Source organism: Mesorhizobium sp. B2-4-2 (assembly GCF_006442845.1).
Classification (GTDB): domain Bacteria; phylum Pseudomonadota; class Alphaproteobacteria; order Rhizobiales; family Rhizobiaceae; genus Mesorhizobium.
In genome coordinates, this window is the sequence record NZ_VFVM01000007.1 from 88,382 (window position 1) to 110,533 (window position 22,152).

The window sequence follows — 22,152 nt, forward strand, 5'->3', positions numbered from 1 at the left end:
GCCCTTTCTAGGAAAGGCCGCTCGATCCGCGATCTCGCATCAATGTCTCGTAGTCGCGGCCACTGTAGAAGATGTTGACGATGCGAATGATGTCGCTCTCGATTAGATAGGCTATGACGGCGGAGTGCTCGAACGGAACGGTTCGCAGTCCCGGCACGATGTCGTCGCGCAGGCGACCGCCACGAGGTGCGTTGCCGATGTTTTGACAATGGTCTTCAATTCGAAGCACGAATCTCAGCGCCGCGTTGGGGCTTCCGCCCGACTCAACTATGTATCTGAAAATGTTGGTAAGATCGTCTTTGGCACTTTCGCGATACTCGACCTCAAGCCGCCGAATCATCAATGCGGCTCGAATATTGTTCAGCGAATTTCTTAAAGCTGCTCGCGAACCTCTTTTCCGGAAAGGTTCGGCCTTGTGTCCTCAATCGAAGATTTTACCCGCGCCCTGATCGACGCCATGCGCTCGGCATGCTCTTCCTCTTCGCGCTGGAAAGCGCGGAGCGCGGCGCGAATGACTTCGCTTGCCGAGCCGAAGGAACCGTCCTCGACTTTTTCGCGGATCATGCGCGCCATGGCCGGCGTGACGGTGACGGACAGTTTCTCGGCTGTTTCCATGCAATGACTCCCACTAGGCGAGTGGGATAGTATCCTACTTCCGCGGCAAGGCCAGTCAGTAAGGCTATTCCGCCGCTTGAGCTTGCGCCGGCAGTCCCAGCCATCGCCGGCAATCACCCAGCGCACGCGACGTGATCGCATGCCGCTTGGCGACCGTCTTGTCCTTGCCGCGCAGGCGTTTGCCTTCGATCTTCACCGCCTCGACAGGCGGGAACAGGCCGAAATTGACGTTCATCGGCTGGAAAGAGCGCTTTCCCGGCTCGTCGTCTGAAACGATGTGTCCGCCGGTGATGTGGTTGAGCAGCGCTCCGAACGCCGTGGTGAGTGGCGGCAGCGACGGCGCGTGGCCGAGCCGCTCGGCAGCGGCGAAGCGGCCGGCGAGCAGGCCGATGGCGGCGCTTTCGACATAGCCTTCGCAACCGGTGATCTGGCCGGCGAAACGCAGGCCCGGGCGCGACTTCAGCTGCAGCGAGGCGTCGAGCAAGGTCGGCGAGTTGATGTAGGTGTTGCGATGGAGGCCGCCGAGGCGGGCGAATTCGGCGTTCTCCAGACCAGGAATCGTGCGGAAAATGCGCACCTGCTCGGCATGCTTCAATTTGGTCTGAAAGCCGACCATGTTGTAGAGCGTGCCCAGCGCATTGTCCTGCCGCAGTTGCACGACGGCGTAGGCCTTGACAGTCGGATTGTGCGCATTGGTGAGGCCCATCGGCTTCATCGGCCCGTAGCGCAGCGTCTCGACGCCACGCTCGGCCATGATCTCGATCGGCAGGCAGCCGTCGAAATAGGGCGTGCCTTCCCATTGCTTGAATTCTGTTTTCTGGCCGTCCACCAGTGCCTGCACGAAGGCAAGATACTGGTCCTTGTCCATGGGGCAGTTGATGTAGTCCTTGCCGGTGCCGCCGGGCCCGACCTTGTCGTAGCGCGACTGGAACCAGCAGGTGTCCATGTCGATCGTGTCGAAATGAATGATCGGCGCGATGGCGTCGAAGAAGGCGAGCGCATCGGCGCCGGTTGCCTCGGCGATCGATTGGGCAAGCGAGGGCGCGGTCAGCGGGCCGGTGGCGATGATGGCCTGGTCCCATTCGACCGGCGGCAAGCCGGGAACCTCCTCGCGCTGGATGGAGATCAGCGGATGGGCCTCGATCCTGGCCGTCACCGCGTCGGAAAATCCGTCGCGGTCCACGGCCAGCGCGCCGCCGGCTGGCACCTGGTTGGCGTCACCGGCGCTCATGATCAGCGAGCCGGCCAGCCGCATTTCGGCATGCAAAAGACCGACGGCGTTGTTCTCGGCGTCGTCGGAGCGGAAAGAATTGGAGCAAACGAGTTCGGCCAAGCCGTCGGTCTTGTGCGCCTCTGTGCCGCGAACGGGCCGCATTTCGTGCAGCACAACGGGAACGCCGGCTTGGGCTGCCTGCCATGCTGCTTCGGATCCGGCGAGGCCACCGCCGATGATGTGAATAGGTTTTTTGCTCATGAGCGCCGGAATAATCGCTTGGCGGGACGATTGCAATTGCCGCACCTGGAACATGCCGCGGCGGCGAAGGCGAAGGCTGCCCTGAAAACAACAACACCCGCCGGGGGAGGAGGTCCGGCGGGTGTCGTTTTGGGGGTCGACCCTCGGGAGGAGGTGAAGGCCGACCGTATTCGTCATCGCCGGGGAGGAGGTCGGCTTTGACGAAATTCCTTTCGCCGTTTGAAAAGGGGCGAAGCCTCTGGAGCAAAATTCGTTTTGCTCCGGGGAAACAACGCCCGCCGCGGGAGGAGGTGCGGCGGGCGCCGTTTGGGTGGCCAACCTTCGGGAGGAGGTGAAGGTCGGGCCTATCCGTCATCGCCGGGGAGGAGGTCGGCTTTGACGAAATTCTTTTCGCCATTTCGAAGAGGGGCGAAGCCTCTGGAGCAAAATTCGTTTTGCTCCCGGGAAACAACGCCCGCCGCGGGAGGAGGTGCGGCGGGCGCCGTTTTGGTGGTCAACCCTTGGGAGGAGGTAAGGGGTGACCGTATTCGTCAGGATCGGGGAGGAGGTCGACCCTGGCGAAATTCCGTTGTTAGATCGCCTGGCGGGCGATGATCTTGATTTCGTCGCGGACGATGCCGAGATCATGCAGCTGGCGGTTGGAAAGGCGACCCAGCTCGGTAACCGTCTCGCGATAAACGCGCCAGTTACGATAGTTGCGGATCAGGTTCATTGTCATGCTCTTCTCAAAACTGGTTCGGACCATTCGCGGTCCGAAGGATTAGACCGCCTTGCGAGCGACGTAAGGAATGTCGCTGCGGCTGATGCCGAGGTCGGTCAGTTCACGGTTGCTCAGGCGGCTCAGCTCGGAAACGGTGTCCCGGTAGCGGCGCCAGTTGCGGTAGTTGCGGATCAGGTTCATGGTATTTCTCGTTTCGTCTTTTCTTGCGGATCATTCCGTTTGTGTACAAACCATAAATAGGCGGGCACATATCGATTTAAAAGCGCTATGGCTGCATGGCAGCAATGCAAATTGTGCAATGCAACATTAACAGGCCTTCGCGGACCTGACACAAAGAAGCCAGAATCAGAAAGTGCCGTGACGTCAACGGTTTGGCAGCTCCAGCTGAAAAACCGACCAAGCAGCAGGGGGAAGCATGGCGGGCTACGCGACACGGGTCAGGTCGGACATTGCGCGATGGCTTGAGGCCGGGCTGATCGACGCCCCGACGGCCGATGCATTGCGGCGCGACGTCGAGATCAACGCGCGCCAGTCGTTGAGCTTCGGTTCGATCCTGGCGATGATGGCGGCGCTGCTGTTCGGCGCGGCCATCCTGATCTTCGTTGCCGCCAACTGGGAAGCCATCCCGCGGCTGGCGCGCGTTGCCGCGCTCTTTGCCGTCATCCTTGGCGGCTATGTCGGCGGTGCGGTGCTGAAAACCCGCGACCACGCGGCGATCGGCGAGGCGTTGTGGATCGTGGCGGCGGCGGCTTTCGGCGGTTCGATCGCGCTGATCGGCCAGATGTACCATCTGTCGGGCGACGAGGCCTCGGCCTTGATCGCCTGGGGCGCCGGCACCGCATTGGCGGCGGTGGCGCTGCGGTCCAACCCGCTGACCGTCGCCGCGGTCGGCATCGCCGACGCCTGGCTGTTCCTGAAAGGGTTCGACTATTTCAATCGCAGCGAATTTCCGCATCTCTTCCTCGTCATGGCGGCTGTGCTGTTTGCCGTCTCGTTCTGGACCCGCAGCCAGGCGGCGCGGCACCTGATCATCCTGTCGCTGCTCTTCTATCTTGTGCTGGTCGCCGTGGATCACGAGACGCTGCCTGTGGCGATCCCGCTGGTCATCGTATCGGTATTGTTGTTCGTGGCTTCCCTCTTCGCGCCGGAACCGGTAGACCGGATCGTGCAGCTTGGCGGCCGCTTGCCGCTGCATGCTCTGCTTGGCTTCCTCACCGGACTGGCCATCATCCAGTTCGAACTGGCCGGCGAAAGCAGCTACGACAGAGGCTTCGCCATTGCTTCGGTCGTCGCGCTGGCCGGCATTGTCGCCGCCATTGTGCTCGCGGGGCGCGAGAGCCGTGGCCTGCGCTGGCTTGCCTATCTCGGCTTCGCCTTCGAACTCGCCATGATCTATGTCGTGACCCTGCAGTCGATGCTCGACACCGCCGGCTTCTTCCTTGCCGCGGCGGTGCTGCTTGGCATCCTGGCGATCGTCATCATCCGCGTGGAGAAACGCATGAAGGATCCGGCCACCGGAGGAGCCACGGCATGATGACCGGAAAGAGGCTCGTTATCTTGGCGCTGGTGCTGGCGCTCGTCCAGATCGGCTTCCTGGGTTGGATCATCGCCGGCCGGGCGGCGATCCTGCGCAGCGGCAAGGAAGTGCTGCTGAAGATCGAGCCTGTCGATCCGCGCGACCTGCTGCGCGGCGACTATATCATCCTCGGCTACGACATCTCGCGCATACCGGTGAAGATGATCGCCAACATCCCGGCCGGAAAACTTTCCAGCGACGACACCTCGATCGTCGTCCGTCTGAAGAAGAACGCCGACGGCTACTGGACGCCGAGCGCCGCGTGGTTCGGCGCGGCGCCGACACCGACCGGCGCCGACGAGGCCGACATTCGCGGTCATGTCGCCGGAGGCTGGGATCTTCGCGGCGAGGGACTGACGATCGCGCCGGATTACGGCATCGAACGGTTCTACCTGCCGGAAGGCTCGGGGATGGCAATTCAGAACGACATGCGGGTACGCCCGTTCGGGATCCGTCTTGCACTGGCCAGCGACGGCACCGCCCAGATCAAGGCGCTGGTGGACGGCGACAAGACGCTGTTTCAGGAGCCTCTATATTAAGGTGTGCAGGGGTGGGCTGCCATCCATAGCTTGAACGGGGAGGGCGGTGCGGCCTCGAAGGCTCAAGCCTTGGAAGCTTACGTCTAATCGACCTCAGGGGCGTCCTTTACGGCGCTAGCGTCTCGCCACTGGATTGTGTTGCGTGGTAGGTATATTCTCGACGCTGGCGGTGGCATTCAGAAAGATGGAAAGCCCATGGCGACCGGGTACTTGGATCACCAGTTGGAGTGTCCTTTTTGCGGCACGATAAGGCTGCGGATTCCTGCCGATGCCGAACCTTCGACGGGCATCCGGTGCGACGACTGCGGTCAGTATCTTGGCACATGGGACGAATTGCAGGATGATTTCCAGCGCCAAGGCGGTAACGATGGCATCTTCCGCCTCGACAAGGGACGTATCAAGAAGCTCGCCTAGGCAGTGTCCTGATTTCCTGCCAGCGCCTGTGCGCTAGTGGACTATCCGATGCCATGCGGCAGTGGTGCGCGTGAAGGGACTCGAACCCCCAAGCCTTGCGGCGGCAGGACCTAAACCTGCTGTGTCTACCAGTTCCACCACACGCGCCTCGGGCGGGCTGTAGCAGAGCCTCGGCGGCCTTGTCGAGGTCTTGGGAGTGAGGTGGAATACCGCATCGTCCTTTGAATATCGCGGCAGCCGCCAGCCGCGACCTGAGGGTCTGGCAATTCCGTCACGCCCGCACGGTCTGGCGATCCCATTAGCCATCATTCTGTCAATGTCAGGGCCGAAATGATGGTTATTCGCCTAAACGCGAAGACGGTTGAAAATTGGCCTCGCCTGTGACAAAAGGCGTGTCGAATGTGACGGGACGCGACGATCCGCTTCTGCAAAATGTGATAAGAAGTAGGAAAAACAAAGACTTATTCACATTTTGGAACGCAGTTTGGAAGAGTTTGAGCCGTATTTCAGGTCAAATCGCCAGGTTCCGTACCAAAAGCCATTCCCGGCAAGATTATACCGGCAGGCTGTGAACGGCAGAGAGCCGTTTGGCAGCCTCATTGGTGAAAACAAAGGTTTTACGATGCAGGTCACCGAAACACTCAATTCCGGTCTCAAGCGCGAGATCAAGATCACCGTGCCGGCTGGTGACATGGAAGCCAAGCTGATGGCGCGGCTGACGGACGCCAGGAACAAGGTTCGCATCAACGGCTTCCGTCCCGGCAAGGTGCCGGTGCAGCACCTGCGCAAGGTCTATGGCAAGTCGTTCATGGCCGAAGTGGTCAACGAGATCCTCAACGATTCGACCCGGTCGATCATTTCGGGCCGCGGCGAAAAAGCCGCCATGCAGCCCGAAGTCATCATGACCGAGGACGAGAAGGAAGCCGAGAAGATCCTGGCCGGCGGCGCCGACTTCGAATTCCGCCTTAACTACGAGATCATCCCGCCCATCGAGATCAAGGATTTTTCCGACATCAAGGTGACGCGCCAGGTGTTCGACGTCCCTGACGCGGAGATTGACGAGCAGGTCAAGCGCGTCGCTGAATCGGCGCGCAGCTACGAGCCGAAGACCGGCAAGGCGGCCGAAGGCGACCGCGTCACGATCGACTATGTCGGCAAGATCGACGGCGAGGCCTTTGCCGGCGGCGCCGGCACGGATCAGCCGCTGGTGCTTGGCTCCAAGGAATTCATTCCGGGCTTCGAGGATCAGCTCATCGGCGCCAAGGCCGGCGATGAAAAGCAGGTCACCGTGACCTTCCCGGAAAACTACCAGGCGGCGCATCTGGCCGGCAAGGAAGCGACTTTCGACGTCACGGTCAAAGAAGTGTCCAAGCCGGGCGAACTCGAAATCAACGATGAGACCGCCAAGAACCTCGGCCTGGAATCGCTGGAGCGCCTGCGCGATGTGGTGCGTGGCCAGATCGAGAGCCAGTTCGGCTCGATGACGCGCCAGAAGGTCAAGCGCCAGCTGCTCGACCAGCTTGACGCGGCTTACTCGTTCGAGGCGCCTTCGAGGCTTGTCGAGGCCGAGTTCAATAACATCTGGGCGCAGGTCAACCGCGATCTGGAAGCGGCCGGCCGCACCTTCGCCGATGAAGAGACGACCGAGGAAGAAGCGCGCGCCGAATATATGCGGCTCGCCGAGCGCCGCGTGCGCCTTGGTCTTGTGCTGGCCGAGATCGGCGAGAAGGCCGGGGTCACCGTGTCGGACGAGGAATTGCAGCGCGGTCTGTTCGAGCAGGTTCGTCGCTTCCCGGCCAACCAGCAGCAGGAAGCCTTCGAGTTCTACCGCAACAATCCCGAGGCGCTGAATGCGCTGCGCGCGCCGATGTTCGAGGAGAAGGTGGTCGATCACCTGCTCGGGCAGATCTCGGTCACCGACGTCAAGGTCAGCAAGGAAGAGCTGATGGCCGACGACGAGGAAGCCGAAACCGCGACCAAGGCGAAGCCGGCGAAGAAGGCCGCGTCGAAGAAGACTGAAGACAAGAAGAGCGATGACGCGGAAGAGCCGAAGAAGAAGGCAGCGCCGAAGAAAAAGGCCGCCAAGGACGCCGAGTAAATCCCGAGTTGATGGAACTGACGAAGGCCGCCCCTCGAGGCGGCCTTTTTCGTTGCGAAACTGCAACAGCCAATCCGTTTCGCGGACGGTGACCATTGTCGATACCAAGCATTGATCACTATCTGCGCTCCTGCTGCAAACCACAGGGTTGTTGGAGGGGCGGTTGAGCCTATTCTTCGAAACGCGACGCGTCGTCGCCTTGGCGATCGTCCTGGCCTTCGCCTGCGATTTCGCCCAGGCCGATGCCGGCACCTGGCGCATCGGCACGGACGATGACGGCCTTGTCACGGCTTCGGTCCATGCCACCAACAAGCTGATCACCGGCGGTGGCGCCCTGAGCTATAGCCCGATCCTGACCATCGCCTGCCGCCCGGACAGCCAACCGCGCTGGACCGAATGGTTGCAATTGAACGACACCGTCTCGGCCAATCGCAAGATCACCATGTCGGTCACCGTCGACGGCGACAACAAGTTCGACGAGAGCTGGTTGGTCGGCCCGCGCGGCCGCATGCTGGTGCGCGATGGCGCCGACGGCATAAAGCGCCTTACCGCCGCGAACCGGCTCCAGCTTTCGTGGCGCTTCGGGCTGCTGTCGGGGCGGGGCCACGCCGATTTCGATCTGACCGGATTTGATGAAGCGGTCAGCCAGCTCGCCGGCAGCTGCAACACTGCTATGCCTTGATCCGCTGCGGACAACCTAAACCTTTGTAGGTCGACCTCTTCTACCTGCCGGCCAGATTCCGTGGTATATAGAGGCCGCAATTTCATATGGGAGAAGTGGACAATCTGTTCTGCCGTACAAGGCGCTTCGCTGGCGATGCTGGCTTATACCAGATCGTCTCAGGCGCATTTGACGATCAGGGAGGAAAAAGTCATGCGCTTAGCCGCATTTTTCGCCGTCGTGTTTGTTGCAACCTTCGTCGCCAATCCATCGCAGGCTCAGGATACTGCGGCTGGCGAGAAGGTCTTCACCAAATGCAAGGCCTGCCACATTGCGGACGAGGACAAGAACAAGATCGGTCCATCGCTGCACGGCGTCATCGGCCGCACTGCCGGTACGCATCCCGGTTTCAAATATTCCGACGCCATGATTGCGGCCGGCAAATCCGGCGTCAAATGGGACGAACCAACACTGACGACCTATCTTCACGATCCCAAGGCCATGGTCAAAGGCACCAAGATGGCGTTTCCCGGCCTCAAGAACGATGCAGACGTGACCAACGTCATCGCCTATTTGAAAACGTTCTCCAAGTGACTTTCTCCTCCGCCATGCGTCTATCCTCTCGTTCGCCGTGATCTCGTCCGAACCCGAAGGGCCGCGTAAGCAAAAACCGGGTTTCAATTTCGCTCACGCGTGCCTTCGGTTCGGGATCATGGCCTAGGTTTCTTGCTTCCATCGGTCTGAGATGTCGACTAGGGAAAGCCGCCTCAAGGATATCGTCATCCGCCTTCCGGAAGCGACGGCGGGTGATTTCTTCGCGCTTTTAAAACCGCGGGTCATGGCGCTTGCCGTATTCACTGCTTTCGTGGGCCTAATGACGGCGCCTGGCCCGACGAATCCGGTCATCGCGGTGATCGCCATCAGTGCGATTGCGATGGGAGCAGGCGCGGCCGGGGCGCTCAACATGTGGTACGACGCGGACATAGATGCGTTGATGTCTCGCACGTCCAAGCGGCCAATCCCGTCGGGCCGCGTCGCGCCAGGCGAAGCCCTCGGCTTCGGTCTGGTGCTTTCCGCACTTTCGGTGACCGTGCTTGGCGTGCTGGTGGGGTGGCTTGCCGCATCGCTGCTGGCATTCACCATCTTCTTCTACGTCGTCATCTATACGATCTGGCTGAAACGCTCGACACCGCAGAACATCGTCATAGGTGGCGCGGCAGGCGCTCTTCCTCCGGTGATCGGGTGGGCTGCTGCCACCGGCGCCATCGGCATTGAAAGCATCATTCTGTTCCTGATCATTTTCCTCTGGACACCACCGCATTTCTGGGCGCTAGCCCTGTTCAAGGTCGGAGAGTACGCCGCGGCAGGCATCCCCATGATGCCGAACGTGGCTGGCCAACCCTCGACCAGAAAGCAAATCTTGGCCTATTCGCTGGTTCTGGCGCCAATCGGCGTGCTTCCCTGGGCCTTTGGATTCGCGAGCGGATATTACGGGACTGTCTCGACCGTCTTGGGTGCGGGATTCGTCTGGCGCGCCTGCAAGGTGCTCACCATCCCCGACAAGGAGATGAAGCAAGCAAAGGCGTTGTTTTCTTATTCGATTTTCTATCTGTTCGCGATCTTTGCAACGTTACTTGCCGACACTATTGTAATGCGTACGATCGCATCAGCCGGCCATTGACGCCGGCGCAAAACATTACGTCGGCAGTGCGCAAAAACCCAGCAGCAGCAGAACAACGACGCCAAGGCCGAGTATGAGAACTGTCCTTCCGTCCATGACCCTTCACCTTCGACTTGAGGAGAATATCGAAGAAAGGCGTCCAGAGCTAGACAGGCGACCGGGCCTTCTTACCCAACCTTCTTACAAAGCGCGACAAGTCGCTCGCATGAGAGTATATTGATCCTGGTGCAGGTCGCGGTTTGCGTGGCCAGTCATGCAGAACGGCAGCACCGTGAAACCGCGGCCTTACCAGACCTGTCTGGAGGAATGGTCATGGCAAGCTTTCACGTCATAGCAGGCGCCAGCGAGACGCTGGAGCACACCAGAATTCGCAAGATCGGTGTCACCGACCTTTTCGATGCGCTCAGGCGCGGCGTCGACGATTTCATGGTCAAACCGTCGCACATCATTTTTCTCTGCCTGATCTACCCGCTTGCGGGGGTCGTGCTTGCAGTCTGGACATCAGGCAATAACACGCTCCCATTGTTGTTTCCGCTCGTGTCCGGATTTGCGCTAATTGGTCCATTCGCCGCAATCGGCCTCTATGAGATCAGCCGGCGACGGGAAGCCGGGCTAGACGCCTCATGGAGGGCCGCCTTCGAGGTCAGGAATTCTCCGGCGCTGCCAGCCATCGCCGCGGTTGCGATCATGCTGCTTGCAATCTTCATCGCCTGGCTTTTGACTGCGCAGGCGTTTTACCAACACCTGTTCGGCCCCGCCCCACCGCAATCCTTCTCCAGCTTCATCAATGACATATTCGCCACAGGACGCGGCTGGACGCTCATCATCCTGGGGCACGCCATCGGCTTCGTCTTCGCTGCGATCGTGCTGTGCACGACGGTCGTCGCCTTCCCGTTGTTGCTCGAGCGAGATGTCGGCGCCTATGAAGCCATCCACACCTCGGTGCGCGTGGTGCTGGCGAACCCGATCGTGATGGCGGTATGGGGCCTGATTGTCGCCGTCGCCCTGATCATCGGCACGCTGCCAGTATTCGCGGGGTTGGCGATCGTGCTGCCGATCCTCGGTCACGCTACCTGGCATGTCTACCGCAAGGTCGTGGAACCGCCGCCGACGGCCGGACCGGCGCCTCGATGAACTCCCTGCCGCGCCGGCAAGGACCGGTGCGTGCAGGTTGATCAGAGCCCTTTCCGGCTTCAGTAAGCCGGATGGCTGAAGCGGGCCTGGTGGGCGCCCATAGTCAGGTTACGGAAATCCTTGCCGCTGACACGCACCAGCGTCCTGTGATCGCCGCCCTCGAAATAGATATCGGCGGCACCGCCAAGGCTTTCGTCAAGGACTACCGGCACATCGTAGGCCGCGCCGATCGGCGGAATGGCGCCGGTATCGCAATCGCCAAAGAGCGAAACCGCTTCATCTTCGGTGGCGAGTCCAAGATTCTTGTCCATGACCTTCTGCAACGCGCCGAGCTCGATCCTATGTGTGCTGGGGACCACGGCCAGCGCATAACCCAGATCGTGGTGAACGAGCACCGATTTGGCCATTATGCTGCCGGGCACGTGCGCGGCTATGGCGGCCTGCCTGCTTGTGGCCGTGCGATGATGCGCGACAGTATCGTAGGAAATCCCTTTCCGGTCGATATAGTCCTTCAGTTTGTTTGCGATTGTCATTTTGGGCGTCCCTTGCTGAGTTCGCGACGCAGGTCAAAACGCGGCAATCATTTCGCTTCCGTCGTTTCGGTATGAATAAAGATGGCCCAACCGTCGATTGTTTCAAGGCGAGGGTGGCGGCACCGGACCGCCCGCAGCATCGTCGGAATCCCTGATCGGCCATCGACAAGGTCTGAACTCCGATTTGGCGTCAGGGCCCAGCCCCGAAAAACGCCATCCGGGTGAGAAGCGTGTAATCCGCTTCAAAGACCATCATCGCCACGAATACCAACACCAGCACGGGCGGCAGGATGATTGCGTATGTCAGCGCCAGCCGTTCCCAGGCCATGTGCATGAAAATGGCGACGATGAGCCCTGCCTTGAGGATCATGAAGATCAGGATCAGCGACCATCTGAGATAGCCGTGCAGACCGAAATAATCGATCAGATAGGAGCAGGTGCTGAGAATGAACAGCCATGCCCAGACCACCAGATAAAGCTTGATCGGGTGCTCCTGATGAACTTCTGCCGGGGGGGCGCCGGTCGTCGCCGCGTCATGAGTAGCGTGCAGCGTGTGTTGCCCGAGGCCGTTTGCGGTTGCTTCAGCCATATCTGCCTCTCACCAAAGATAGAAGAACGCGAAAATGAAGACCCAGACCAGGTCGACGAAATGCCAGTAGAGTCCCATGATCTCGACGTTCTCGTAGCGGCCCCTGCGGCTGGTAAAGAAGCCGGGCCGCCCAAAGTCAAAATCTCCACGCCACACCTTTCGCGCCACGATGATCAGGAAGATCACCCCGATTGTCACATGCGTGCCGTGGAAGCCGGTGATCATGAAAAAGGTTGACCCGAACTGGGCAGCGCCCCAGGGATTGCCCCAGGGCCGCACGCCTTCGGTGATCAGCTTGGTCCATTCGAAGGCTTGCATACCGACAAAGGTCGCACCGAGTGCTGCGGTCAGAAGCATCAGGATTGCCGTTTTGCGGCGGTCGCGGCGATAGCCGAAATTGACCGCCATGGCCATGGTTCCGCTGCTTGAGATCAGCACGAAAGTCATGATGGCAATAAGGATCAGCGGAATATCCGAGCCGCCGATACGAAGCGCAAAGACCTCGCTGGGATTGGGCCACGGCACGCGTGTCGAAATGCGCGCGGTCATATAGGAGAGCAGAAAGCAGCCGAAGATGAAGGTGTCGCTGAGCAGGAAGATCCACATCATGGCCTTGCCCCATGACACGTTCTTGAACGCCCGCTGATCCGAGGACCAGTCGGCGGCGATGCCTTGCCAGCCTGCGGGCCGCGGCTCTGTCTGAGCGATGTGCGTGAGTGTCTCTGCCATCCGCCCGTTCCTCCTACGTCAGTAACCCCCGGCAAATATCGATGAAAGTCGCGGCCCAGCCGGCCAGAAGCGCGAAGATGGCAAGCCAGACGAAAAGCAGGAAATGCCAATACATGGCGCACAGCTCGACGCTGAGGCGAAGCCGCGCCGGCCTTGCCCCGTTCCAAGCGCCGACGGTTGTTCTGCCCAGGCCCACCAGTCCGCCCAGTATGTGCAGGCCATGCATTCCGGTAAGCAGGTAGAAGAAACTGTTGGCCGGATTGGAAGCCAGAAAGTAGCCATCGGCAGACAGCTCGCGCCAGGCCATAAACTGTCCAATCAGGAAGGAGAGCGCCGTAAACCCGGCGGTGGCAAGGCCGAGCTTAACCATGTCCATTTGACCCTTACGCGCCGCGAGCGAGGCGCATTGCAGCGCAATGCTGCTGAGGACCAGCATGCCGGTGTTGAACCAGAGCAGCCGCGGCAGCGGCAGCGCCTGCCAGTCCGACAGCGCCATGCGCATGAAGTAGGCGCTGGTGATCAGCGCGAACAGACAGCCGACGACCGCCAGGAAGACGCCGAGGCCGATCTTGGCGGTCGGTAGCGCCGATCCTTCCATACCAACAAAATCCCCGGCCATACCTTGCTCGAGCCATGGCTTGGTCATCAGCCGCTGGTGGGAAAGCCACCATCCGGCAAAACCGGCGATCACGAGCATGAAGACCAGAATGACGCTCATGCCGGCTCCTTGGAGGGACCGAAGGAGCCCGGTACGTTTTGCGGGATAAAGTCCTCCTTGGCGCCCGGTACGCTGTAGTCATAGGCCCAGCGATAGACGATCGGTAGGTCTTTGCCGAAATTGCCATGGGCCGGTGGTGTTTGCGGCGTCTGCCATTCGAGGGTCGTGGCCCGCCACGGGTTGCCGCCGGCCTCGCGGCCATGACGGATGCTCCAGATCAGATTGAACAGGAACACAATCTGGGCAAAGCCGACGATGAACGCCATGATGCTGATGAACGAGTTCAGATGGTGGGCCGATTCTGTCATCACCGTCATATCGGTCAGTTCATTGTAACGCCTGGGCACGCCCATCAGTCCGAGGTAGTGCATGGGAAAGAAAATCAGGTAGGCGCCGAGGAAGGTGACCCAGAAATGGAACCGGCCCAGCGCCTCGTTCAGCATCCGGCCGGTGACCTTCGGATACCAGTGGTAGATCGCACCGAAGATCACGATGATCGGCGCGACCCCCATGACCATATGGAAATGGGCAACGACGAACATCGTGTCCGACAGCGGGACGTCGACCACGACATTGCCAAGGAACAGCCCGGTCAACCCGCCATTGACGAAGGTGACGATGAAAGCCAGGGCAAATAGCATCGGTATGGTGAGGTGGATGTCGCCGCGCCACAACGTCAGCACCCAATTGTAGACCTTGATGGCGGTCGGAACCGCGATGATCAATGTCGTGGTGGCGAAGAAGAAACCGAAATAGGGATGCATGCCGCTGACATACATGTGGTGCGCCCAGACGACGAAGCTCAGCGCACCGATGCCGACGATGGCCCAGACCATCATGCGATAGCCAAAGATGTTCTTGCGCGCATGGGTGCTGATCAGGTCCGACACGATGCCGAAGGCCGGAAGGGCCACGATGTAGACTTCGGGATGGCCGAAGAACCAGAACAGATGCTGAAACAGGATCGGGCTGCCGCCATTATGCTGTAATTGCTCGCCCATTTCGACGATCGCCGGCATGAAGAAGCTGGTGCCGAGCGTCCGATCAAGCAGCATCATCACACAGGCGACGAATAGCGCCGGGAAGGCGAGCAGAGCCATGACGGTCGCGGTAAAGATGCCCCAGACAGTCAGCGGCAGACGCATCAGCGTCATGCCGCGCGTGCGGCCCTGCAACACCGTCACGACATAGTTCAGCCCGCCCATGGTGAAGCCGATGATGAACAGGATCAGTGAGACGAGCATCAGGATGATGCCCCAGTCCTGGCCCCCCGGTGTGCCGGTCATGATTGCCTGCGGCGGGTACAGCGTCCAGCCGGCCCCCGTCGGTCCGCCAGGCGCAAAGAAGCTCGACACCAAAACCAGCACGGCAAGCAGGTAGATCCAGTAGCTCAGCATGTTGACATAGGGAAAGACCATGTCGCGAGCCCCCACCATCAATGGGATCAGGTAGTTGCCGAAACCGCCGAGGAAGAGCGCCGTGAGCAGATAGATCACCATGATCATGCCGTGCATGGTGATGAACTGGTAGTAGGCTTCAGGCGTGATGAAGTCGAAGGTGCCGGGAAAGCCGAGTTGCAGCCGCATCAGCCAGGACAGCACCAGGGCGACCAGGCCAATTCCCGTTGCCGTCGCCGAATACTGGATGGCAATGACCTTGGCGTCCTGCGAGAAGACGTATTTCGTCCACCAACTGTGCGGATGATACAGTTCGACTTCCGCGACTTCGGCCGGCGGGATGGCATCTGCAGGGGTAATATCGACCATAGGAACACCTCCGTGTCCTTTTTAGCGAGACCCGACGGTTTCGAGCTTTGCTGCGATCCTCGAACTTGACACCGTCGTTGGACCCGGCGCCTGGCTTGCCGAGCCCGTCTGCTGGGGCGCCGACAATTGCGCAAACGTCTGTTGCTGGCCAAGCCACGCCAGATAATCCTCCTGCGTATCGACCATCACCACACCGTGCATCATCGGATGTCCTTGGCCGCAGAGTTCAGCGCACAGGACCTGGAAGGTTCCGGTTTTCGTTGGGGTGAACCAGAAATAGGTGACCGAGCCCGGGATCATGTCCATTTTCGCGCGGAATTCCGGCACATAGAAATCATGCAGCACGTCGATCGAGCGAAGTAACATCTTGACCGGCTTGCCAACCGGCAGATGCAGATCGGCCGCTTCGACCACGACATCGTCCTGGCCATTGGAATCGCTGGTGATCACGCCCAACGGATTGTCAGCGGTGACGCCGCGGGTGTCGGATGTGCCGAGCTTGCCGTCCTTGCCGGGCAGGCGGAAACTCCATTGCCATTGCTGGCCGACAACTTCGACCACGGTTGCGTCGCTCGGAACGTTGACGAACCGGTTCCAGACGAACAGGCCGGGAACCAGCAAAGCCGTTACGCCGACCGCGGTGACAACCGTCAGCCAGGATTCGAGCCGCCTGTTCTCCGGTTCATACGCCGCCTGATTGCCTTCCCGATGACGGAAGCGGAAGACGCAATAGGCCATGAACAAAACCACGGCGGCAAAGACGACGCCGGTGATCCAGAAAGTTATGATGATGGTGTTGTCGATATAGTCCCAGTTCGAGGCAATCGGCGTCCACCACCATGGGCTCAGGAGGTGGAACAGCACCGAGCCCACAACTATCAAAACGAGTACAAGCGCGAAGGCCATGTCCCGTTCCTCCCGGCATTCCAGGGGCGCGAAGCCGTCTCCGGAAATGCCAAGTGCATCATAGCTTGATTTGGGGTCGCAATTCTAGAGCCGACTGTCTTGACGGGAAAAATCCCGCCTTGCCTGCGCCAACCCTTCGAGAGGAGCCGTCCATCACACACGGGGACGCGTTCGTCCGGCTGATGCGCCTGCGCCGGATCGTTTGGGCGAAGTCGACGGTGGGTGTGCCAAGCCACGTCGGCAGGCCGAATTCGATCTTCGCGCCGACGAAGTTTCGTTTGTGCTATTTCAGCAGGCCGACCAGAACGTCGAAGGCGGCGTCGATGTCGGCGCGGACCGCGGCCTTGACCGCTTCCGCGTCCCGGTCACGCAACGCAGCGAACATCTCCTGATGGTGCGCATTGGCGGTCGAATAGTTTCCGGAATCGTGCAGCATGTTGAAATAAGGACTGATCTGCAGCCACAAGTTCTCGATGATGTTGAGAATGTTCTCGGAGCCGGCCGCCCGGTAGATGGAGAAATGAAAGGCGTAGTTGGCGCGCAGATAGGACTTGACGTCTCCCGCCGCATTGGCCTGTTCGAGCGCGTCCAGATGCTGGCGCAGCCGGGCGATAGCTTGGTCGTCCATACGCTCGGCCGCCCATGCGGCGGCGATCGCTTCGATCTCGAAGCGGACGTTTCTCAGATCGACGAGGCGTGTGCGGCTGAGTGCGGGAATGCCGATCGAGCGGCCTGAAACCACCATCAGCGCGTTGGCGGCGGTCAGCCGCCGCAGGGCCTCCCTGACCGGCATCGGACTGACGCCGAAAGCATCGGCAAGGCTTTGCACCGTTACCATCTCGCCCGGCACGATGCTGCCGTCGAGGATCAATTCGGTGACATGGCGATAGACCCTGTCCTGCAAGGTCTCCTTGGACAGGGGCGCGATCTCGACACCCGGCTTTCTGAACGCCGCTCCAGCCATCTCCCCTCAACCTTCCCGCGCAAGCTGCGCCATAACCCGTATCCGGAATGCAGGCTTCCGGCTGCGGCGTCAAGCACCCCCGCCGTCGCCTTGTTATGAGCATATTTCATCATTGATCTTTGATCAAATGGTGATACGGTTGCGATATCGGATGGCAAGGTCACGTCTCGTGCCCTTGGGAGGCATCCGATCGTTCGGATCGGGAGGAGTTTCATAATGGGTATCGGATTGAAAGCCCGGCGGCTTGCGCTGCTGGCCGGCATGGCTGCCTGTGCTTTTGGCATCTCCGCGGCCGAGGCCGCTGAAAAACACAAGATTTTTCTCAGCATGAGCTTCATCGGCAATGACTGGCAGGCCGAGGCGGCGAACATGGTCAAGGCGATGGCCTCGCACAAGAGCCTGGTCGACAAGGTCGACCTGCAGGTCCAGGTGGCCGGGCCGAATGCGCAGCGCCAAATCCAGCAGATCAACGCCATGGTGCAGGCGGGAGCGGAGGCGATCGTGATTTATCCGATCTCGCCGACGGCGCTGAACCAGGTCGTCAAGAACGCTTGCGAGAAGGGGGTCAAGGTCTTCGCCTACGACGCCGAGATCACCGAGCCATGCGCTTACAATGTCCATATCGACCAGGAGGAGGCTGGCAGGGTGACAGCCGAATGGCTGGCCAAGAAGCTCAACGGCAAGGGCAACATCATCGCCGTGACCGGCGTTCCCGGCACTTCGGTCGACGAGCTGCGCACCAAGGCCGCCAAGGCGGTGTTCGCCAAATATCCGGACATCAAGATCGTCGGCGAAGCGGTCGGCATGTGGAGCCAGGCGGTGGCACGCACCGAACTCTCCAAGATTCTCGCCACGCGCAGCTGGGACGACATTAACGGGCTGTGGATGCAGGTAGGCTGCTTCACCGCCAATTCGATGCAGCTCGAGGCGGGCAGGAAGGCCAGCCAGCTTCTGCCTTGCGCCGGTGAAGGCTCCAATGGCGGCCGCATCCAGATGCTGCCGGAAGGGACGGAGGTCGAGGGTGCTGCTTCTCCCTATGCACCGCTCGGCGCGCCGCGCATTTCGTATGCCTCGCCGCCTTATTCCGGCGCGCTCGCCTTGAAGCTCGCCATCGAGGCGATCGAGGGCAAGGATGTGCCGAAAGCGACAATCCTGCCGCTGCCGATCGTCACCAACGAGACGAGCAAGCTTTGCAACGAGGGCACCTGGGCCGAAATGAAGGCCGGATGCAACACCTTCAAACCGTCGCTGGTTTCCAACCCCGGCTGGTTCGCGTCGATCTTCTCCGACCAGACGCCCGAGATCGGCCTCAACGCGGCGCTCGTCGGCCAGCCCGAGGAGTAGGCTTCAGCAATCCGTGCGCGTGGGGCACTGTGGGCTCCACGCGCCCGCAAGCATGGCATGCCGGAACCGGGAATGATGACTTCAACAACGCATGTGCCGGCTATTGCCGTCAACGGCATACGCAAGGCGTTTGGCGCGACGGTCGCGCTTGACGACGTCTCCTTCGCGATCTCGCCTGGCAGCGTGCACGCGTTGCTGGGTGAGAACGGCGCCGGCAAGTCGACGCTGGTCAAGCTCCTATCGGGACTGGTGCGGCCCGATCAGGGCCAGATCAGCATCCTTGGCGCGCCGGCCGCGCTCGGTTCGCCGCGCGCCGCGCATGAACGCGGGGTGCAGACGGCGTTCCAGGAGATGACGCTGGTCCGCGACCTCAGCGTTCTCGACAATATGCTGCTGCCCTATGCGCCATCCGGCCCGACCGGATTGATCAGGCGGTCGGCCGCGCGCAAGGCAGTCGGCCGGCACATTGCCGATCTCGGTTTTTCGGTCGATCTCGACGCGGAGGTGGCGACGCTCGATCTCGCGGTCCGCCAGAAGATCGAGATCGCCCGCGCCGTCTACCGGAAACCGCGCATCCTGCTGCTGGACGAGCCGACCTCGACGCTTTCGGGCGGCGACGTCGAATGGCTGGGAACGACCATCGCGCGGCTCAAAGCCGCCGGAACGACGGTCGTGTTCATCACCCATCGCATGCGCGAAGTGCGGGCCTTCTGCGATACCTTGACCATCCTTCGGAATGGCCGCCACATCATCACCGCACCGGTGGCCGACATGTCGGACGAGGATGTGATCGAGAAGATCATCGGCCGCGCTCTCGCGCAGACCTTTCCGCCAAAGCCTGAGGGCGCGGCAGTCTTCGGTCCGCCGGTGCTCGGCGTGCGCGACCTCAAGGCGGGCAGAAAACTCGATGGCGCCAGTTTCGATTTGCGCAGGGGCGAAATCCTCGGCATCGCCGGACTTCAGGGCATGGGCCAGCTGGACCTGTTCCTCGCCTGCTTCGGCATGGCCGAGATCGAACGCGGCCACGTCATGGTCGACGGCCGCAAAGTGTGGCTCGGCTCGCCGGCCGATGCGCTGAGGCCCAACATGGCGATCGGGCTGGTGCCGGAGGATCGCAAGACCGAAGGTCTGTTCCTGAAATTGTCGGGCCGGCAGAATGCATCCCTGCCGGTGGTCGGCCGCTTCACCCGGCTCGGCTTGATCCGCGAGGAGGAGGAAGCACGCGCCGTGCAGGCGGCCTTCTCGACGGTCGAGGTGGACAAGCGTGCGCTGTGGACAAGGGCCGGCGCCTTTTCCGGCGGCAACCAGCAGAAGATCGCCATCGCCAAATGGCTGGTCGCCGAAAGCCGCATCCTGCTGCTCTTCGATCCGACCCGCGGCATCGATGTGGGCACCAAGCATGAGCTTTACGTGATGATGCGCGACTACGTGGCGGCCGGCGGCTCGATCCTGCTGCATTCGACCGAAATTCCCGAACTCGTCCATCAATGCGACCGCGTGCTCGTTCTCTATGACGGACGGCTGGTGGCCGAGCTCGCCGGCGACGAGATCACCGAGAGCGCGATCATGCGGCCGGCGCTGGGACACGACGGCAATATCCTGGAGGCGGCACAGTGAGCGCGGTCGGTTCGACGGCAACCGGACAGGCCGGATCCCTGGTGCGCCTCCTGGCGCGGCATCGCGGCGCCATCATCGCGGCGATCGTCTTTGCAGTGCTGCTCGTCGTCGTCGACCTGATCAGCGCCGGGCGGCTTACCTATTTCGACATTTCGTTCCTGTCGAGCGGCGGCGCCACCTCGGCGCTGGCGGCGATGGGCCAGACCATCGTCATCCTGTCCGGCGGTTTCGACCTGTCGGCGGGCGCCGTGGTTTCGCTGGTCAATGTGGTGCTGGCCACGTCGATGGATCCGATGGCGACCGGAGCGAGCGTCTGGCTGTGGACGATGGCCGGCATTGGCGTCGGCATGCTCGTCGGGGCGTTCAACGGCTTCTTCATCGCGGTGCTGCGCATGCAGCCCATCGTCGTCACGCTGTCGACCATGTTCATCTTGCAAGGCATCACACTGCTGGTCATGGACAAGCCCGGCGGCTTCGTCTCGCCCGATCTCGGCGCCTTCTATCTCGGCGATGCGATCCCGGGCTGGTTGCCCATGCCGCTGGTCGTCATCGGCATGGTCCTGCTGGCATGGTTCTGGCTGAAAGGCACGCGGTTCGGCACGGCGCTTTACGCGGTCGGCAGCGATCCAGACGCTGCGGCCGCGGTCGGCGTGCGCGTCGCTCTCGTGCGCTTCCTCGTCTATGTCATCGCCGGCGGCTGCTACGGGCTTGCCGGCGTGTTCATCAGCGCCCAGACCGGCAGCGGCGATCCGCTGGTCGGCAATCCGCTGCTGTTGTCGATGTTCGCCGCCGTCGTGGTCGGCGGCACGCGGCTCGGCGGCGGGCAGGGTGGTCAGTTCGGCACCGTCTTCGGCGCCTATATCCTGATGATGGTCGTCAACGTCCTGCTCGTGCTCAACGTCTCGGCCTATTATTCGACCATTGCCGAGGGCACCATCCTGATCCTTGCCGTGCTCGCGGGCTCGCTGTCGCATGGCTCCGTCCTCGCCTACCAAATCCGCGCCTTGCGCGCGCGGCTCGCCGCCTGGCGTGCCGGCATGCTGCCGTCGCAACTCGATCCCACCGACCGCAGATTGCGCATCGCTCACAAAACGCCCATTTCAGGACAGGCGCCCGGCTTTCGCGTGCGCAATGCCGAGGCGCTGCGCTACGCGCTGCCGGCCTATGTCTGCCTGGCCGTCGTCATGATCGTCACCCAGATCTGGCTCGGCCGGGCCATCTTCAATCCCAGCTACTGGAACTCGCTGTTCGTGCTGTCGAGTTTCCTTGCCGTGCTTGCGCTCGGGCAGGGCAGCGTCATCCTCACAGGCGGGCTCGACTTGTCGGTGCCGTGGACGATCGGCCTGTCGGGCATCCTCCTTGCCGGCATGGTCAACGGATCGGACGCGGCACTCGCCTATGCGCTGCCGGTGGTGCTCGCCATCGCCTGTCTTATCGGACTGGCGAACGGCATCGGCATCGTTTTCCTCGGCATCTCGCCGATCGTCATGACACTCGCCACCAACGGCATCTTGCAAGGTTTCGCGCTTCTCTATTCGCAAGGCACGCCGGCCGGCTTCTCCTCGCCCATGCTGCGCTGGTTCATGACCGGCAAGCTATGGGTGGTGACGCCGGTCGTGCCGTTCATGGTCGTCTTCGTGGCCCTTGCGGTGCTGCTGCTCGGCCGCACCGCCTTCGGCCGGAAGGTCTACGGCATTGGCAACAGCCCGCGCGCGGCCCAGCTTTCGGGCATCGCCGTCGGACGGACGCTGATCTTCGTCTATATGCTGTCGGCATTGTGCGCGGCCATCGTCGGCGTCATGCTGACCGGCTTTTCCGGCCAGGCCAGCCTCGGCATGGGCGACGACTATCTCCTGCCGTCCATCGCCGTTGTCGTGGTCGGGGGCGCGCTGATCACCGGCGGGCGCGGCCACTATCTCGGCATGCTCGGCGGCGTGCTGCTTTTGACGGCGCTGCAGATGCTTCTGGCCGGCACGACGCTGCCCTACGCCACACGGGCGATCCTGTTCGGGCTGGTGGTGCTCGGCGCCGTCATGGCGCTGCGCGAAAGACGCATACAATGAAGGGAATGGA

Annotated in this window: 23 protein-coding genes and 1 tRNA gene; 11 read left to right on the forward strand and 13 right to left on the reverse strand. The window is 61.4% G+C overall.

Annotated features, from left to right (window positions below; translation table 11 throughout):
- Nucleotides 1-7: 7 nt before the first annotated feature.
- The 5 genes from FJ942_RS17260 to FJ942_RS17280 all read right to left on the reverse strand — a co-directional run bounded on the left by FJ942_RS17260 (nt 8) and on the right by FJ942_RS17280 (nt 2,990).
- Nucleotides 8-340 carry a type II toxin-antitoxin system RelE/ParE family toxin gene (locus FJ942_RS17260; protein ID WP_181169935.1) on the reverse strand — a complete coding sequence of 111 codons (333 nt, stop codon included), beginning with the start codon at nt 338-340 and terminating at the stop codon, nt 8-10.
- Nucleotides 341-372: 32 nt separating this feature from the next.
- On the reverse strand, nt 373-615 hold the full coding sequence (locus tag FJ942_RS17265) for a type II toxin-antitoxin system ParD family antitoxin (RefSeq protein WP_140898346.1): 243 nt from the start codon (nt 613-615) through the stop codon (nt 373-375).
- A gap of 64 nt (nt 616-679) precedes the next feature.
- Complete coding sequence (gene trmFO / locus FJ942_RS17270) at nt 680-2,089, reverse strand: methylenetetrahydrofolate--tRNA-(uracil(54)-C(5))-methyltransferase (FADH(2)-oxidizing) TrmFO (RefSeq protein WP_140564091.1); 1,410 nt, start codon at nt 2,087-2,089, stop codon at nt 680-682.
- Nucleotides 2,090-2,660: 571 nt separating this feature from the next.
- Nucleotides 2,661-2,801, reverse strand: a complete 141-nt coding sequence (locus FJ942_RS17275; RefSeq protein WP_013531314.1) for a DUF1127 domain-containing protein — start codon at nt 2,799-2,801, stop codon at nt 2,661-2,663.
- A gap of 48 nt (nt 2,802-2,849) precedes the next feature.
- Nucleotides 2,850-2,990: a DUF1127 domain-containing protein gene (locus FJ942_RS17280; RefSeq protein ID WP_013531315.1), complete on the reverse strand. Its 141-nt coding sequence runs from the start codon at nt 2,988-2,990 to the stop codon at nt 2,850-2,852.
- A gap of 235 nt (nt 2,991-3,225) precedes the next feature.
- On the opposite strand from FJ942_RS17280, the gene FJ942_RS17285 reads away from it, so the two are divergent.
- From FJ942_RS17285 to FJ942_RS17295, 3 genes are all read left to right on the forward strand, one after another.
- On the forward strand, nt 3,226-4,344 hold the full coding sequence (locus tag FJ942_RS17285; RefSeq protein ID WP_140564090.1) for a DUF2157 domain-containing protein: 1,119 nt from the start codon (nt 3,226-3,228) through the stop codon (nt 4,342-4,344).
- A complete protein-coding gene (locus tag FJ942_RS17290) occupies nt 4,341-4,925 on the forward strand; it encodes a GDYXXLXY domain-containing protein (protein ID WP_140564089.1) in 585 nt (194 codons plus the stop codon). Before FJ942_RS17285 ends, FJ942_RS17290 begins: the two co-directional genes overlap by 4 nt.
- Before the next feature lie 195 nt (nt 4,926-5,120).
- Nucleotides 5,121-5,339: a hypothetical protein gene (locus FJ942_RS17295; protein ID WP_140495784.1), complete on the forward strand. Its 219-nt coding sequence runs from the start codon at nt 5,121-5,123 to the stop codon at nt 5,337-5,339.
- A 62-nt stretch (nt 5,340-5,401) separates the two neighbouring features.
- On the opposite strand, the gene FJ942_RS17300 is transcribed toward FJ942_RS17295, so the two are convergent.
- Nucleotides 5,402-5,486 (reverse strand) — tRNA-Leu (locus FJ942_RS17300).
- A gap of 475 nt (nt 5,487-5,961) precedes the next feature.
- Between FJ942_RS17300 and tig the strand changes: the two genes are divergently transcribed.
- The 5 genes from tig (at nt 5,962) to FJ942_RS17325 (ending at nt 10,913) form a co-directional block, all read left to right on the forward strand.
- Nucleotides 5,962-7,437 carry a trigger factor gene (tig, locus tag FJ942_RS17305; RefSeq protein WP_140495785.1) on the forward strand — a complete coding sequence of 492 codons (1,476 nt, stop codon included), beginning with the start codon at nt 5,962-5,964 and terminating at the stop codon, nt 7,435-7,437.
- Nucleotides 7,438-7,600: 163 nt separating this feature from the next.
- Nucleotides 7,601-8,119 carry a hypothetical protein gene (locus FJ942_RS17310; RefSeq protein ID WP_140495786.1) on the forward strand — a complete coding sequence of 173 codons (519 nt, stop codon included), beginning with the start codon at nt 7,601-7,603 and terminating at the stop codon, nt 8,117-8,119.
- 192 nt (nt 8,120-8,311) lie between these two features.
- The gene (locus FJ942_RS17315; protein ID WP_140517292.1) at nt 8,312-8,692 is read left to right on the forward strand and encodes a cytochrome c family protein; all 381 of its coding nucleotides are present in this window, start codon (nt 8,312-8,314) and stop codon (nt 8,690-8,692) included.
- Nucleotides 8,693-8,843: 151 nt separating this feature from the next.
- Nucleotides 8,844-9,779, forward strand: a complete 936-nt coding sequence (locus FJ942_RS17320) for a heme o synthase (protein ID WP_140898348.1) — start codon at nt 8,844-8,846, stop codon at nt 9,777-9,779.
- Nucleotides 9,780-10,091: 312 nt separating this feature from the next.
- Nucleotides 10,092-10,913 carry a DUF2189 domain-containing protein gene (locus tag FJ942_RS17325; protein ID WP_140495789.1) on the forward strand — a complete coding sequence of 274 codons (822 nt, stop codon included), beginning with the start codon at nt 10,092-10,094 and terminating at the stop codon, nt 10,911-10,913.
- 59 nt (nt 10,914-10,972) lie between these two features.
- Here the strand turns inward: FJ942_RS17325 and FJ942_RS17330 are convergent, their stop codons facing one another.
- The 7 genes from FJ942_RS17330 to FJ942_RS17360 form a co-directional block, all read right to left on the reverse strand.
- Nucleotides 10,973-11,446 (reverse strand): aminoacyl-tRNA deacylase, encoded by a 474-nt coding sequence (locus FJ942_RS17330; protein ID WP_140495790.1) that lies wholly within the window; start codon nt 11,444-11,446, stop codon nt 10,973-10,975.
- Nucleotides 11,447-11,636: 190 nt separating this feature from the next.
- Nucleotides 11,637-12,035: a cytochrome C oxidase subunit IV family protein gene (locus tag FJ942_RS17335; RefSeq protein ID WP_140495791.1), complete on the reverse strand. Its 399-nt coding sequence runs from the start codon at nt 12,033-12,035 to the stop codon at nt 11,637-11,639.
- A gap of 9 nt (nt 12,036-12,044) precedes the next feature.
- Entirely contained in the window at nt 12,045-12,764 is a 720-nt protein-coding gene (locus FJ942_RS17340; protein ID WP_140495792.1) for a heme-copper oxidase subunit III family protein, read from the reverse strand.
- 13 nt (nt 12,765-12,777) lie between these two features.
- Nucleotides 12,778-13,482 carry a cytochrome c oxidase subunit 3 gene (locus FJ942_RS17345; protein WP_140495793.1) on the reverse strand — a complete coding sequence of 235 codons (705 nt, stop codon included), beginning with the start codon at nt 13,480-13,482 and terminating at the stop codon, nt 12,778-12,780.
- Nucleotides 13,479-15,248: a cytochrome c oxidase subunit I gene (gene ctaD / locus FJ942_RS17350; RefSeq protein WP_140495794.1), complete on the reverse strand. Its 1,770-nt coding sequence runs from the start codon at nt 15,246-15,248 to the stop codon at nt 13,479-13,481. The genes FJ942_RS17345 and ctaD overlap by 4 nt, the downstream gene beginning before the upstream one ends.
- A gap of 21 nt (nt 15,249-15,269) precedes the next feature.
- Complete coding sequence (gene coxB, locus FJ942_RS17355) at nt 15,270-16,154, reverse strand: cytochrome c oxidase subunit II (RefSeq protein ID WP_140521021.1); 885 nt, start codon at nt 16,152-16,154, stop codon at nt 15,270-15,272.
- 283 nt (nt 16,155-16,437) lie between these two features.
- A complete protein-coding gene (locus FJ942_RS17360) occupies nt 16,438-17,118 on the reverse strand; it encodes a GntR family transcriptional regulator (RefSeq protein WP_140495796.1) in 681 nt (226 codons plus the stop codon).
- A gap of 216 nt (nt 17,119-17,334) precedes the next feature.
- Between FJ942_RS17360 and FJ942_RS17365 the strand changes: the two genes are divergently transcribed.
- The 3 genes from FJ942_RS17365 (at nt 17,335) to FJ942_RS17375 (ending at nt 22,142) form a co-directional block, all read left to right on the forward strand.
- Nucleotides 17,335-18,462: a sugar ABC transporter substrate-binding protein gene (locus tag FJ942_RS17365; RefSeq protein ID WP_140495797.1), complete on the forward strand. Its 1,128-nt coding sequence runs from the start codon at nt 17,335-17,337 to the stop codon at nt 18,460-18,462.
- A 75-nt stretch (nt 18,463-18,537) separates the two neighbouring features.
- Nucleotides 18,538-20,079, forward strand: a complete 1,542-nt coding sequence (locus FJ942_RS17370; RefSeq protein WP_140564219.1) for a sugar ABC transporter ATP-binding protein — start codon at nt 18,538-18,540, stop codon at nt 20,077-20,079.
- A complete protein-coding gene (locus tag FJ942_RS17375) occupies nt 20,076-22,142 on the forward strand; it encodes an ABC transporter permease (RefSeq protein ID WP_140898350.1) in 2,067 nt (688 codons plus the stop codon). The genes FJ942_RS17370 and FJ942_RS17375 overlap by 4 nt, the downstream gene beginning before the upstream one ends.
- The last annotated feature ends 10 nt before the right edge of the window (nt 22,143-22,152 follow it).